Here is a 12983-nt window from a genome sequence, read left to right on the forward strand (position 1 = left end):
ACGGCTTTGCGTGACTGTTCCATGTTTTTTATGTTGTGTTTATCGCACGATTTGTATATTTTGTGTTGCAAGCTGTTCGATTATTTTTTCTGCAACAGCATTGCATTCAGCTTTGTTGCATTTGAAGACCTCTTTACCGAATTGGTTCGTAAAAACCCTATGAATTTCTTCTGCTAAAGTATCACGTGTCACCTTATTGGCTCTAATAAATTCTTTTAACAGAGCCACTTCGTTCTCGTACTCGTCTGCCGGCGCATGTGGGAACATGTCAATTGGATCCCATTTGTCAATTTGTGTCTGTATCATATAAAAACTCGCTTTCTTGTGGGCAGTGTTCATTGCGTTTCACTCTAACAACTGTCACCTTTAATCGCTATTAAACTTTCTCATCGTTCATGCTACCCACCGTGTAATAAACGTCTCATTTCTGTAGGCTTCATCGCAAAAACTTGCTTAAAGGCCTTGTAGAAATGAATTTTACTGTTGTATCCCACAGCCTTTGCTATGTTTTCAATGGTCATACTGTCTTCAGTAAGGAGTTCAAGAGATTTCTGCAACCTTAGTGTTCTAACATATTTGTGAATGCTCATCCCCACCACCTCATTAAAAGATTTCTGTAAAGTGTTTTTGTTAATATTTACGGCCGCTGCCAAATCGGTAATAATGGGAGGGTCGATGAAATTTTTCGTTAAAATTGTTAAAGCCTGTCTTACGGCAACATATGTTTTGGTATTCATTTTACTTAAGCGCAACTCTTTTTGGCTGTAGTCCCAAAGAATTAAAAAGGCTTCTAAAAGCTTGGTCTCAATGTATTTACGAAACAAAGGGTCACTGATGTTTGTGTATCTAACTTGCCTAAGAATAGTCGCAATACTGGGAATAGAAATCGGTCTGAGGTTAATTGTCCTTGCTAGTTCGTCCCATTCTTCTTCGCTAAGACTAATGCCATGATTCATTAAAAATTCATTTGAAATCACAATCGTAAGGGCTCTAATTTGCTCACCTTGAAAATAGGTCTTATACCATGGGATATTTATATTATTGACATAAAAAAACGTTCCGTAATTTGTTTGTTCAACAGTGTTGTCTTCTTGATAGTACTGGATGTTGTTTTCTTCTACAAATGTCATTTGAACACTTAGCGTATCGCTGTATGTTAAAACAGTGTGTGTCTTATCATAGCAAACATTTAAGTCGTTAAAGGCGTAGGTTATGTTGTCTCCCCAACACTCAAAGGTTCCTTTACCCACCCCTGGCTTGAGGTCGTATCTGTAACCTTTTGAGGTAACCGTTTTTTGATAACCACATGCCTCCAATTGCGCTATCATACTTTGATAAGAGTCGAATATTTTCATGTTTTTTTCCTTTCGAGTATCTTTTAGTATCAAATCAAAACACAAAAAATTTTCTACCATCAAGATAAATATAGACTATTCTGCATTATTTTCTGTTAATAATGTAAATTTAGTATCTATTATACCAATTTCACAGCTTTGACTCAAGAGCAATTGCTTGCTAAGCTTAGTTATAGCTAACTGTTGCTGATACTATCAAAAGGATTAAAAGTCTATTGAAAAAGGAGAGAATAAAATGCGTAAAGTTAAAGAATTAAGCAATTCTATAAAAATTGGGTACAGTGTCTATGGAGAAGGACAAAATGTTGTTTTTTTGCTCCACGGTTTGATTGGCAGTTCTCTAATCACTGACGAATGGCAGCGAAAAATTAGTGAAAGTAACGTTCGACTAATCGCACTAGAAAGAATCGGTTATGGGCTGTCTTCGCAAAATATGTTAAGTGAAGTGAAAGATTGGGTTATTATTTTTAAGGAGCTGGTTGAAAAATTAGGTGTTCAAGAAGCCGATGTAATCGGTATTTCCGCTGGAGCACCTTATGCTTATGCTCTTGCATACGCCGTTCCAGATATTATAAGAAAGGTCTATGTGCTTAGTGGCGTTCCAGCTGTATACAAAGATGATGTTTTAAAATTATATGGTGATGAAGGGGAGACCGCTTATAAAAATTTCCTTACGATGCCCTTTGATGCTGTTCAAGAATATTACATGAACTTCATGGATCGCTATAAGGCCATTGCAGAAGGGGATGAACTATCGATGACTGTTTTAAACGAGACTTTAAATCAAAAGTGCTTTGGTATGGCGCTAGAGAGTGTCTTACAAATAACACCTTGGAATATTCCATTTCATGAAATCAAACAAGAAATCACCTATTATCATGCATCTAATGACGCTATGGTCCCTTATGAAGCGGTCTTAAAAATGCCCCCTATGTTTAATCGTGCAACGTTTGTAGATGTTCAGATTGATGCGAACGATCAAGATGCCCATATGTCTTGTGCTGATAAGGCGTTTGAAAGCATACTGAGTTCAAATTATAAATGATGAGGAAAACCGGTGTAAAAAGCCAAAAGTGACTTTCAGTCCCCCAAAGCTCAACATCGTTTTTGGGGGACTTTTTTTAGGAGATTTATTAAATGAATTTTGCAATCAGTTCAGTCGTATCCACCATTAACTTTACTTTAGTGTGGAACATTTGATTTTTATGCCCGATTAAGCTACACTAAGTTATCGACTATAATTAAGCGATCCACCATTTATCACATCATACTAAACTACTAGCATGTATAGGAAGGAGATCAAATGAAAAAAGGGCTATTAATAATCATAGGCGTAATACTCATTATGAGTGTAACGGGCTGTACGAAGACAAATTCCAATATTGAAGATTACCTCCAAACGGGTACAGAAATCGACAGTCATTCCAAAAGCGTTATGCCCATTCTAGAAAATTTAGAAGACTACAACACCCTCGAATATCTGCACACGCGTAAATCAAGTCTTATATTTGAGTCCAACTCTTTTGTACTGGTTGTTCAATATGACGACGAAACTTATTTGCAGGAAAAAGAAAAACTCGCTAAAGAATACCTATTTTTAGATCATGTTGTCAAATCAAACTTTGATGCAACCAAATATGTCATCCCAGAAAATCAATTTTCAATAAATACCTATGTGTTTAACGTTGTAGACGAAGACAAAAGTGCTGTGACTGATTACCCAAAATCTTTTGGAATCATAGGTACATCCGATGACAAGAAAAGCATTGCCTATCTCTACTTTTATGACCCAGATCTAGACAGTATTGCTGATGAAAATGAGGAAAATCCTATGAAAGATTTTGTCAGTCAGTTTTTCAAATACGCCTTTTAAAAAAGTCGAAACTAACAGGCGCATGTGTTTGGATTACAACCAGTGACAATCTCCACAAGAAAGCGCAAACCTCAAAGCATAGTACGATTGCTGTTTGCGCTTTTTTATGCAGAGTTAAATTGTCGTCGTTATTTTAAACGCTCCTGTTACCCCTCATTTAGCGTCTAAACGAGTTACAGTAAGGCGTCAATCAAGCAACCTTTATCATGGGTGCATAGAACACCTGTTCACCATCACATTTTTTATATTCAATCGAATATATGTGAAATCGTGACTAGGGTAATGCCAAATAGCGGCTCCTCTAGAAGGTAAATAGTATTCTCCAATCGTATCAAACGACGTCATGGGGGTTGACCATAAAGTACTATTTTGAATAGAGTCTGCGTGGACATCTATTCTATCTTCCGATTCAAAGTTGACGAGCATACAGTCTTCATTAAAATGCAACACGGCAGCAACCTCATGTCCGTGCTTTATAAGAATCCCTTTCACCCGCCTCTTATCAATTACCTCCCATCTAATCGTTTCTTCCAGTAAAGCCGCCGGTGCCATAATGCAGAGATCATTAAAATAAGTAACCGTTTCGGCTCGTTGTAGTTGACATCCAGAATAAGCTACAATCTTAATTAAATCTAAAATTTTAATTTGCATTACAGCATCACTTGAACTATAGTGATGAAATCCGTTAATTGGAAGTCCGTTGTACGTCATCGTCATATAGAACAATCGGACGCCTGACTCTACTGAGGTATACTGCTCTGCATTTAGGGCGTAGTAATTGCCATCTTGCTTAAATTGTATTTCACCAGTCATCTTCACGTGAAAAGTCCTCACTCTTGGTTTGCCTATAACACCAACTTTTTTTAAGTACTTTTGAACTTGCTCAGGCAGTTGACAAAGATCTTCTTCAGTAATGAGTACATTATCAACTGAACTAAACATTTTTTGAGCTTCAGTTTTAAAAAGTCTTTTCATACCAAAGTGCTCCCTTATTAATACAATTGATAGGCTTAGAGTAAAAACAATGACAAGGCCAAAAGTAATCACTTAGACACCTCCTGTATACCCGTTAAATTAAAATGTAGTTTTTTAATAAATTTTAAAAACAAGTTGAGTTCTTCAATGCTAAACCCCTTAAAAAGACCACTCATTTCTTGTCGGTCAGCAAGTTCGCGTCGTAGCCAGTAATTCTTAGCTTTTTCTGAGAGCAGTAACAATTTTCTTCTTTTATCAGTTTCATCGGTTCGAATGCAAAGAAATCCGTTTTGTTCAAGTTTTAGGGCCAACTGTTTCACATTTTGATAAGAGGTGCCACTCTTTTCTGCAGCCTCTTTGAGGGTAGGCCCTTTTTCCCCAAAAGTGTCTATCACAATCATTAAAAACATTTGCTTTGCAGTTAAACCATCTGAACTCAACAAATGATCCAAATACAGTTGTAAACTGTTGGATGTTTTAAAAAAATTACCGAATATTTTTTTTTCGTAGTCGTTTCGTTTCATAAACTACCTCTCATTTATAACTTAGAATCGTGGGACGTCGCTCAATCTATTTGCTGTTGCTTTTAGAAGACCTATACATCAATTTAGATGATTTTGAACAAGGATAAATGCATTTGTTCTAAAAGTCATTTGAGTCTATTCATTTACGATGTTTTTTTTTCACAAACAACAGCACTAAAGTTTAAGTCAATTGCATGTCCGAATTAACATAAATATATAATATATTATGCATTATGTCAACCGCTCAAAGAATCCCATCCACAGTTTTCAACGACGTCGTTCAGGCTTTTCCCGCATCTGTCTCACCTGTCGTCAATTCTCGTTTAGCGATCTCTCAGGCTTGGTCAGCACCGCTGACGCGGTTAAATGTCACTTGAGCAGGTCTATTCGTAGCGTCATAGGCGTAGGTGTAGACACCCCGGTTTATGTTGCAAACGCCTTCTCGTTAAGAACTCATATAAGTGCTAAATAACGTTGCTTCATTTTGTCTTTGATAAAAAAAAGACCACAAGCGCATCATACGCAAGCAGTCTTATGCTGTTAAACTCTGATAAATAACTAGTCGGTCAAATCAGCCACTTGAAAAGACACAACTTTCTCTACGTCGTCGGTTTGAAGGGTAACCTGCATGCCCACCTTTCCCGCATTAAATGTTATGGCATCGAGAGCGCTAAACTGCCGGTCAAAAAACGTCGGATACGCTTTTTTCATGCCGATTGGAGAGCACCCGCCTTTGACATAGCCGGTGGCCTTTGTCAATTGTGTTAACGGTAGCATCGCCACCGATTTTTCGCCAGTGACTTTTGCCGCTTTTTTTAAGTTCAAGGTCTTGTCCACGGGGATTACAAAAACATACAGCGCATGAGACTTGCCCTCGGCTACCAGCGTCTTAAAAATCGCATCGTAAGAAAAGCCGAGGAGATCTGCGACGTGAACGCCATCTGAAAAACCTTCTTTAACCTCGTATTCTGAAATCGTGTAGGGCACATTTGCCGCATCACACCGCCTAAGTGCATTGGTTTTAGTCGACATACAAACACCTATCAAATTCTATCGCCGCAACTTTTACAAAAGCGCGCATCTTCATCGTTTAATTCTTTACAATTGGGACATCTCACTTTGACCACCGTTCCGCCGGCAGATGGGCGGCCGATTTCCGTCTCATCTAAGGCGTCTTGTAACACGCCGCCGGCCATAGACGACCACGGTGACAAATCTTCACGCGCTTTTTCAGGATCTAAAACCACACCTGACCCCGCTACACCTCTGGCACCCAGTCTCATTAGAAAGGATCCAATCCATATGAGCACGATACCTATTACCGGTCGTAACATAAAGCTCTCGGGATTAATAGTACTGCTCATAAAAGTGAAAAAATTGGAAAGAAATATCAAGACGCCGAGTATGGAAAGCCCCATACCCGTATAATAAAGTGCTTTTCTGCTTTCTGAAATTTGTTTTTTGGCCATTGGACGCCTCCTTTTTTAACTGTATTTTATCATATTTACAGATTAGAGCAAAGGCAAATCCCAGTCCTCGTCCCACAGACTCGCTTGTACTTCTCCAATGTGCGCCTTTCTTAAAAAGAACATACACAATCTGGATTGTCCGATACCGCCGCCGATAGTGAACGGCAGTTCACCAGCTGCAAGCATCTTATGGTAAGGTCTCTCCAGTTTATGACTTTCACCTGTTTTTTTAAGTTGCTCAAGTAAAGTTTGGGCATCGACGCGAATCCCCATTGAAGACAGCTCTATTGCTTGGTCGATGATGTCGCTGTAGACGATGATATCGCCGTTTAAAGACCAATCGTCGTAGTCGGGCGCTCTGCTGTCATGTCGCTCTCCACAGGACAAGAGGTCGCCAATACGCATTATAAACACCGCGCCGAAAGCCTTTGCTGCGAGGTACTCGCGCATCTTTGGCGTCTCGTCCGGGTACTGTCTATACAGTTCTTCTGAATCAATAAAGGCAATGGATTCAGGCAAAGTCGGTTTTAAATCACCGTATACCCACGAGATGGCTTTCTCGGTCTGTTTAATGACGCCGTATATCGCCTCGACAGTTGCCTTGAGAGTCGCTTCTGTTCGGTCGCCTTCATGGATGGTCTTTTCCCAATCCCACTGGTCGACGTAAACGGAATGCAGTGCGTCGAGTGTTTCGTCCCGGCGAATGGCGTTCATATCCGTGTACAAGCCTTCGCCCGGTTGAAAGCCGTAACGCTTAAGCGCCAAACGCTTCCACTTGGCGAGAGACTGTACAATCTGCACTTCTGTACCGAGATGCGGTATATCGAAGCTTACCGCGCGCTCCACGCCGTTTAAATCATCATTTAAACCGGATTCAGGTCTGACGAATAGCGGTGCCGACACACGTGTGAGTTCTAGGGTCTCAGCCAATTGTTTTTCAAAATGGTCTTTTACCAATTTTATAGCTTTTTCAGTATGTCTAATGTCCAATAGGGGTTGATACGTCTTGGGGATTTTCATATGCGCCTCCTTACAAAATAAAGTGATTACAATCCGACACGTGATCAAGGCGTCGAAATGCAAGTTGGCGATTAAGGCCGTGCCTGTGCTCAGAGTGGCTACCAATACCTTTAAAAAGTCTTTTACCCGCTTAACAAATAGGTGAAACGTTCTCTGTCCAAATAAAAAAACCTCTCGTCCCGGTTCAAAAGAACCGGGGACGAAAGGTTATTCGCGGTGCCACCCCATTTACTGCACAAAGCGCAGTCTCTTAATCAGTACGGATTGTGTATCGATACTGTTCTTCTCATAACGGTGAAGTTCCGTCCAAGCCTACTTGCTAACGCTTTCGGTTGGCAGCTCAGAGAGGTTCTTCCGATTTAACCGTGTTGCTGATCTCCCACCGCCATCAGCTCGCTAGAAACAGTTTGTCAAAACGTACTCTTCTCATCAACGCCTTTAATTCTTATCAGTATAATGAGGTTTTAGACATTTGTCAACTAATATTTAAACTTGGATACATTTTGATGCATTTTTTCAGCGAGAACCGCCAAAGCATCGCTAGCTTCGGCAATTTCGTCAAATGAATTGACCTGACTGGTTAATACAGCAGAAGCCTCTTCTGTACTCGCCGCATTTTCTTCTGACACCGCCGCCATATTTTCCATAATGCCCATAAGCGCATTTTTCTTATCGCGCATCACTGTACCGGCGCTGTTAATATCGTCGAGTCCCGACTTCATATTGACGATGGCGTCGGAGATGCCCTTAAACTTGTCGTTGGTATCGCTGACACTGCGCGCTTGATGGTGTACGATTTCACTTACCTCGCCCATGCTGCTGACTGCTAAATCTGTTTCCCCTGTGAGCTGTGCGATAACTTTAGAGATTTCTTCAGCAAAGCGATTCGATTCTTCAGCGAGTTTTCGTATTTCATCGGCGACAACTGCAAAGCCCTTGCCGAACTCGCCTGCTCTGGCGGCTTCAATTGCCGCGTTAAGGGCCAATAAATTGGTTTGACTGGCAATGGCGCTAATCATATCACTTGCTTTTTCAATGGTCACAACATGCGCCTTGGTATTGATAATAATGGCCTTAATTTCGTCGGTGGATTCAGAAGAAGCCACCGTGTCCTCTGTCAATTGATCCAGTATATTAAAGCCTTCCACTTTAAGGGTTTCAACTTTCTCCGTCAAGGTATTGAGCACTTCGATTAAGGTGTACTCATTTTCAATCAAGTCACTGAGCTTATCTAGTGATTGAACACCGTTTTCAGTATCTTTTGCCTGATCAGTCGCCCCATTAGCAATCTCTTCTATCGTCTTGTTTACTTCCGTACTGGAACGCAACACTTGTTGAGTGGTTGCCATCATCTCTTCAGATGAAGCGGCCACTTGTCGCGCGTTGTCTTCAATCTCAGAAGCCAGAATAATGATGTTCTCACGCATCTTACCTACAGCGCGCACCATAATACCGATTTCATCGTTTCGCTTTAAGCTCTTTTCAATTTGAGTGTTTTCTACCGCTTTAAAATCGTATCCCGCAAAGCGTTCAATCATTTCAGAGACAGCGGAAATAGGCTTGGTGACGCTGTTGACAATGTAAACAATAATACCGGCCAGTACAGCCATCCCAGCCAATGAAACCAAAATTGCAACATTACGAATAAAATTGACATCTTTCATTACTTCTTTTTCTTTTACCACTGTGACGAAAGACCAAGGCGTTGTCGTTCTACCAATTTGTATTGGCGTGTGTGTGTACACATTCATCTCGCCGTCTAAATCTTCTTGGCGATACGTCAACGTCTCCCCGGCTTGAATTTCGGCAATTAACCCTTCGTGATTTACATAATTTTCAATCGGTTGACCGACTCGGGTGCCGTCTCGATGTGCGACAACCTGTCCGCTGTTGGAGATAAGTGCACCATAGCCACTGTCATAGAGCTGAATTTGAGCCGTAATCGTTTGCAGCGATTCCAAAGAAATATCAGCCCCAACAACGCCTATATTCTTACCGTCAACAACAATTGGCACAGCCAAAGTCGTCATCAAGACCTGCTCGCCTTCAATTTCGTAGTAGAACGGATCCATAATGGTCTCTCGATTGGTCTCTCTGGCAACCAGGTTCCAATCGCCCACACCGGCCACATTGTAGTCCACTAAAACATCCAACAGTATGTCGTCGCCGCTCCGGTACCAATAGGGAATGAAAGTACCATCTTCGTCTAGCGCACCCCCACTTAGGCGCTTGTCACTTTGTGCATTGAGCTGATTCGGGTCGATAACCACCCAGGCACCTAACATATTTTCATTATCAGATAAAACGCTTTTTAAGGTGGCGTTAACCAGCGACGCATCGAGTTCACCCGTTGCCACACCGCCTTCAATGCCCCTAGCCACTGTACGCATACTCAGGTTGACCGCTTCAACTTCATTTTTTACTTCTTCACCATACCGATGAGACTCGCTTACGGCATTTAATGCCACTTGATTGGAGAACAAACTAAATGTATTTAGTGTGAGAATGCCGATGACCACGATGAAAATAACCCCAATGCCCCCGAGCAAAGCCGTTAACACCTTTGACTTTAACGATTTCATAATTCACCCTCTCTTCTTTCTAAATGTTGCTTCTTTCCTACCCCGATTCAAAGACAACACAACATTTTTAAGTGAGAATATATTATATTGTTAACTCGTATACAAAACAGTTTTTTATAAAAGACATCACACAACAAAAGGCACTAATCAAAGGCAATGCGCTGTACGACTGTTCCGTCTAAGCCTTTGACGACAAATTCCTCGTTGTCCAGTAGAGCATAGCTGTGTGCCGTACCGTTTTTAGGAAGGGATACGGAACCTGGATTTAGATAATAGATGTCGTCAACCGTCTCAGTCATTGGCACATGGTAATGCCCATGGACAAAGAGATCGCCTGCCGAGAGCCGTGGCATGTGGTCTCGGTGATACAAATGACCATGGGTGAAAAAGACTTTCCTAGAACTGAAAACGAGGATATGGTAGTCGCCCATTATCTCAAAGTCCAACACCATTTGGTCAACTTCACTGTCGCAGTTTCCCCGCACAGCAACAATGCGATCCTTATAGGCATTCAGACGCTCTGCGACACGCTTGGGATTATAGTCTTTGGGGAGTGGGTTGCGAGGCCCATGGTAGAGGCAATCGCCCAGTACCATTATCCTATCGCATTGCTCCTCATGGAAGCGCTCAAGCGCCTTTTCAAGATAGTAAAGTGAACCGTGTATATCTGATAAAACAAACCATTTCATAATTGCCTCTTTCTTTCATCGTACGCATAAAAAGGCAGCCCGGTATCGAGCTGCCCTATAGTTTATAACACGTCGTCAAGTAGTATTTTAAACCAAACCGTAAAAACTTCCGGTTTCTCAGTACGCCATTTCTTTAAAGCCTTCGGCGCAATCCATAAAACCGCATCGATTTCTTCTGGATTAAACGGCAACACGCCATCATAAACACCTGTAAACACAGTATCGACTTCGTATTCCGTCAATCCATTATCAAAAGACGCTTTATAAGTAATTTTGTCTAGGGGTTTTAGCAAGACGTTCTCAATCCCCAGTTCTTCGTAAAGACGCCTTTCCGCCGCGGCGATAAGCGACGCATCGCTCTCTCGCTGATGGCTACAACAGGCATTGGTCCACAGACTGGGAGAATGGTACTTCGTATGTGCTCTCTGCTGAATCAGCATCTCTCCGCAACTGTTGTAAAGGACGATTGAAAAGGCGCGATGCAAAAGCCCCTCTTCATGTACACGCATTTTTTCTTCATACCCTACAATGATGTCGTTTTCATCTACAAGTGCAATTCTTTCCATAACATGTCCTTTCCGTATCCCATACGCTATTTTAACATTTAAAACAGACTCTTGTCTACGGTTAGTAATAAGTTACACTTTCACACTTGACTGCAACTGCCAATAGCATAAACACTGTTACGGCAATGGCAATAACGATGTTTTTAAGCAATTTAGGTCTTCGGATAAAGTTCAAAATGCGCCTCCTTTAATCATTAATACACTTCAGAAGTACTGACAAAAGACGTCCCTTCGACGACGCTTCCATTCTTGTACACATTGCCATAGCTCTTCATTCGATAGCTGTAGCCGCGAGAAACACTGTAGCTTTCAGATAATGTCACAAACCCGCCACTTTTGCGGCTGCTGAACGTCTTGACATTTACCCACGAGCCATTTTGATACCGCTGGAGGTATACTGTAATTTTCCCTTCCTCCACACCATGTGCGTCTAAGGTACTCGACATAACGGCTTCTCCACTAGAATTGATGTAAAAATCATTGTTGAAGACGATGATATTCGAGAACCTCGGTCGAATAACATCAAAGGGAAAAGACGGCTCGGTTTCTTGGTAGGGTACGCCTTCTGCAAAAGTCGGCATCATACAAACCATCAATGCGAGTGCTGCTACTAATTTTATTTTTCTCATTTATACATCTCCTTTTGTCTTTGACGACGTGGTTATAACCCAATCACTCTTTAGTACACGCCTCTGGCAATTTTGAGGCTTTCTTGAAGTGGCAACTTTGTAGACAACTGATAAGCAAATTGTTCGTCAAACCAGATAACAATGGTATAATCTTCTTTTTCCACTGCGATGCCCTCATTCCCCTTTATGTCAATAGTAAGGATTTCAGTATCCTCTGCATCTACGGTAAAGTGGAGCGGCAACGTCTTGTACATGAACTTTATTTGATCCTTGTCGCTATTTTCAAAGACGAGGTAATGCATGTCTTCCACATCAAAGGCATCGGTTTCTCGGTACCCCTCCGGCAGATAAGAAAGGTCAAAGGACACCGGTTCTGTCATGACGACGCGCCCCTCTACAGCATCTCCAATAATTCTGCCCTCGGCATGTGTGTCGTACTCCGATATAAACAAATTAAAGAGTTTCTCTCTAAAAGATTCCGATGCAATGGAAAGAGAAGTGGCCACGACACTTAAGGTCATAAAAACCATTGCAACTTTCTTTAAATAATAATACCCCTTCCTCGAATATTTTTTCCTTTTCTGAAACGTTTCAAACCATCTGTTGAGTCTCTCTGGGTACAGCACATCACCCTCTTGTGCCTGTAACTTTAGAGCCTCTTCGACCAAGGCGTCGGCATGCGCCTCGCCAATACAGCGCCAAACCGCCTCGTTCTGTTTTTCTCTTTGCTTATTTTTCAATCTTCTCATCACTTATCTCACCTTCTATTAATTTCTTGAGCGCCTCACACGCGCGACCGAGCCTTACACTGATATTGTTTTCGGTAAGGTCTAGACACTTTGCTATTTCTGGAATAGACAGGTCGTGATAGTAGCGCAAAGTCAGCACATCGGCATAGGGTGGGTGTAAACGATTGAGTTTTTCCGCCATTTCTCTGGCGTTTTCCATTTCAATCATCACCTCTTCAACAAGCGTTTCCCCCTGTTCTCGAGCACCTTCTTCTTCGATAAACTGAAGCTTTTTATTTTTCCTGCAGATGTCGTAGCAAAGGTTCCTTGTTATAATAACGAGGTAGGACACTGTTTTCTTACAGTTTACGTCCGAAATTTTTTCAATATTTTTTGAAAGGCGCAAAATAACGTTCTGAACAACGTCTTCTGCTTCGTGATAATCCTTTAAAATTGTATACGCTGTCAAGTAAAGCATCTTATGATGCGTTCGGTACACACGCTCTAAAATATCTCTTTCCGCATCATCTTCTATAATAAGTAAAAAAGGCAACATGAGCACTTCCTCCTCGT

15 protein-coding genes and 1 other annotated feature are annotated in these 12983 nt (G+C 41.4%); of the genes, 2 read left to right on the forward strand and 13 right to left on the reverse strand.

Going from position 1 to position 12983, the window contains the following annotated elements; translation table 11 throughout:
- Window positions 1-39: 39 nt before the first annotated feature.
- On the reverse strand, window positions 40-306 hold the full coding sequence (locus ACR6HW_RS01760) for a DUF1871 family protein (RefSeq protein WP_455729453.1): 267 nt from the start codon (window positions 304-306) through the stop codon (window positions 40-42).
- A gap of 92 nt (window positions 307-398) precedes the next feature.
- Window positions 399-1415, reverse strand: coding sequence for a helix-turn-helix domain-containing protein (locus ACR6HW_RS01765; RefSeq protein WP_455729454.1), 1017 nt, complete (start codon window positions 1413-1415; stop codon window positions 399-401).
- 175 nt (window positions 1416-1590) lie between these two features.
- Between ACR6HW_RS01765 and ACR6HW_RS01770 the strand changes: the two genes are divergently transcribed.
- Window positions 1591-2400 (forward strand): alpha/beta hydrolase, encoded by an 810-nt coding sequence (locus ACR6HW_RS01770; RefSeq protein WP_455729455.1) that lies wholly within the window; start codon window positions 1591-1593, stop codon window positions 2398-2400.
- Window positions 2401-2658: 258 nt separating this feature from the next.
- Entirely contained in the window at window positions 2659-3228 is a 570-nt protein-coding gene (locus ACR6HW_RS01775; RefSeq protein WP_455729456.1) for a hypothetical protein, read from the forward strand.
- A gap of 204 nt (window positions 3229-3432) precedes the next feature.
- On the opposite strand, the gene ACR6HW_RS01780 is transcribed toward ACR6HW_RS01775, so the two are convergent.
- From ACR6HW_RS01780 to ACR6HW_RS01830, 11 genes are all read right to left on the reverse strand, one after another.
- Complete coding sequence (locus ACR6HW_RS01780; RefSeq protein WP_455729457.1) at window positions 3433-4275, reverse strand: DUF6544 family protein; 843 nt, start codon at window positions 4273-4275, stop codon at window positions 3433-3435.
- Window positions 4272-4727 (reverse strand): MarR family winged helix-turn-helix transcriptional regulator, encoded by a 456-nt coding sequence (locus ACR6HW_RS01785; RefSeq protein ID WP_455729458.1) that lies wholly within the window; start codon window positions 4725-4727, stop codon window positions 4272-4274. The genes ACR6HW_RS01780 and ACR6HW_RS01785 overlap by 4 nt, the downstream gene beginning before the upstream one ends.
- A 558-nt stretch (window positions 4728-5285) precedes the next feature.
- On the reverse strand, window positions 5286-5759 hold the full coding sequence (ybaK, locus tag ACR6HW_RS01790; protein ID WP_455729459.1) for a Cys-tRNA(Pro) deacylase: 474 nt from the start codon (window positions 5757-5759) through the stop codon (window positions 5286-5288).
- 11 nt (window positions 5760-5770) lie between these two features.
- Entirely contained in the window at window positions 5771-6196 is a 426-nt protein-coding gene (locus ACR6HW_RS01795) for a zinc ribbon domain-containing protein (RefSeq protein WP_455729460.1), read from the reverse strand.
- Between the two features lie 42 nt (window positions 6197-6238).
- Window positions 6239-7216: an aspartate--ammonia ligase gene (gene asnA / locus ACR6HW_RS01800; RefSeq protein ID WP_455729461.1), complete on the reverse strand. Its 978-nt coding sequence runs from the start codon at window positions 7214-7216 to the stop codon at window positions 6239-6241.
- 192 nt (window positions 7217-7408) lie between these two features.
- Window positions 7409-7658 (reverse strand) — a binding site (T-box leader).
- Window positions 7659-7695: 37 nt separating this feature from the next.
- A complete protein-coding gene (locus tag ACR6HW_RS01805; RefSeq protein WP_455729462.1) occupies window positions 7696-9798 on the reverse strand; it encodes a methyl-accepting chemotaxis protein in 2103 nt (700 codons plus the stop codon).
- Between the two features lie 143 nt (window positions 9799-9941).
- Window positions 9942-10487, reverse strand: a complete 546-nt coding sequence (yfcE, locus tag ACR6HW_RS01810; protein WP_455729463.1) for a phosphodiesterase — start codon at window positions 10485-10487, stop codon at window positions 9942-9944.
- A 62-nt stretch (window positions 10488-10549) separates the two neighbouring features.
- The gene (idi, locus tag ACR6HW_RS01815) at window positions 10550-11053 is read right to left on the reverse strand and encodes an isopentenyl-diphosphate Delta-isomerase (RefSeq protein WP_455729464.1); all 504 of its coding nucleotides are present in this window, start codon (window positions 11051-11053) and stop codon (window positions 10550-10552) included.
- Window positions 11054-11247: 194 nt separating this feature from the next.
- Entirely contained in the window at window positions 11248-11682 is a 435-nt protein-coding gene (locus ACR6HW_RS01820; RefSeq protein WP_455729465.1) for a hypothetical protein, read from the reverse strand.
- A 50-nt stretch (window positions 11683-11732) separates the two neighbouring features.
- Entirely contained in the window at window positions 11733-12431 is a 699-nt protein-coding gene (locus ACR6HW_RS01825; protein WP_455729466.1) for a DUF4367 domain-containing protein, read from the reverse strand.
- On the reverse strand, window positions 12412-12966 hold the full coding sequence (locus ACR6HW_RS01830; RefSeq protein WP_455729467.1) for an RNA polymerase sigma factor: 555 nt from the start codon (window positions 12964-12966) through the stop codon (window positions 12412-12414). The genes ACR6HW_RS01825 and ACR6HW_RS01830 overlap by 20 nt, the downstream gene beginning before the upstream one ends.
- Window positions 12967-12983 lie beyond the last annotated feature (17 nt).

This window comes from Fusibacter sp. JL298sf-3 (assembly GCF_053842995.1).

Bases quoted from the DNA above. Each gene is read 5' to 3' on its own strand.
- asnA (WP_455729461.1), bottom strand. From the start codon at position 7,216: ATGAAAATCCCCAAGACGTATCAACCCCTATTGGACATTAGACATACT.
- ACR6HW_RS01825 (WP_455729466.1), bottom strand. From the start codon at position 12,431: ATGAGAAGATTGAAAAATAAGCAAAGAGAAAAACAGAACGAGGCGGTT.
- ACR6HW_RS01760 (WP_455729453.1), bottom strand. From the start codon at position 306: ATGATACAGACACAAATTGACAAATGGGATCCAATTGACATGTTCCCA.
- ybaK (WP_455729459.1), bottom strand. From the start codon at position 5,759: ATGTCGACTAAAACCAATGCACTTAGGCGGTGTGATGCGGCAAATGTG.
- yfcE (WP_455729463.1), bottom strand. From the start codon at position 10,487: ATGAAATGGTTTGTTTTATCAGATATACACGGTTCACTTTACTATCTT.
- ACR6HW_RS01795 (WP_455729460.1), bottom strand. From the start codon at position 6,196: ATGGCCAAAAAACAAATTTCAGAAAGCAGAAAAGCACTTTATTATACG.
- idi (WP_455729464.1), bottom strand. From the start codon at position 11,053: ATGGAAAGAATTGCACTTGTAGATGAAAACGACATCATTGTAGGGTAT.
- ACR6HW_RS01770 (WP_455729455.1), top strand. From the start codon at position 1,591: ATGCGTAAAGTTAAAGAATTAAGCAATTCTATAAAAATTGGGTACAGT.
- ACR6HW_RS01820 (WP_455729465.1), bottom strand. From the start codon at position 11,682: ATGAGAAAAATAAAATTAGTAGCAGCACTCGCATTGATGGTTTGTATG.
- ACR6HW_RS01805 (WP_455729462.1), bottom strand. From the start codon at position 9,798: ATGAAATCGTTAAAGTCAAAGGTGTTAACGGCTTTGCTCGGGGGCATT.
- ACR6HW_RS01765 (WP_455729454.1), bottom strand. From the start codon at position 1,415: ATGGTAGAAAATTTTTTGTGTTTTGATTTGATACTAAAAGATACTCGA.
- ACR6HW_RS01775 (WP_455729456.1), top strand. From the start codon at position 2,659: ATGAAAAAAGGGCTATTAATAATCATAGGCGTAATACTCATTATGAGT.
- ACR6HW_RS01830 (WP_455729467.1), bottom strand. From the start codon at position 12,966: ATGTTGCCTTTTTTACTTATTATAGAAGATGATGCGGAAAGAGATATT.
- ACR6HW_RS01785 (WP_455729458.1), bottom strand. From the start codon at position 4,727: ATGAAACGAAACGACTACGAAAAAAAAATATTCGGTAATTTTTTTAAA.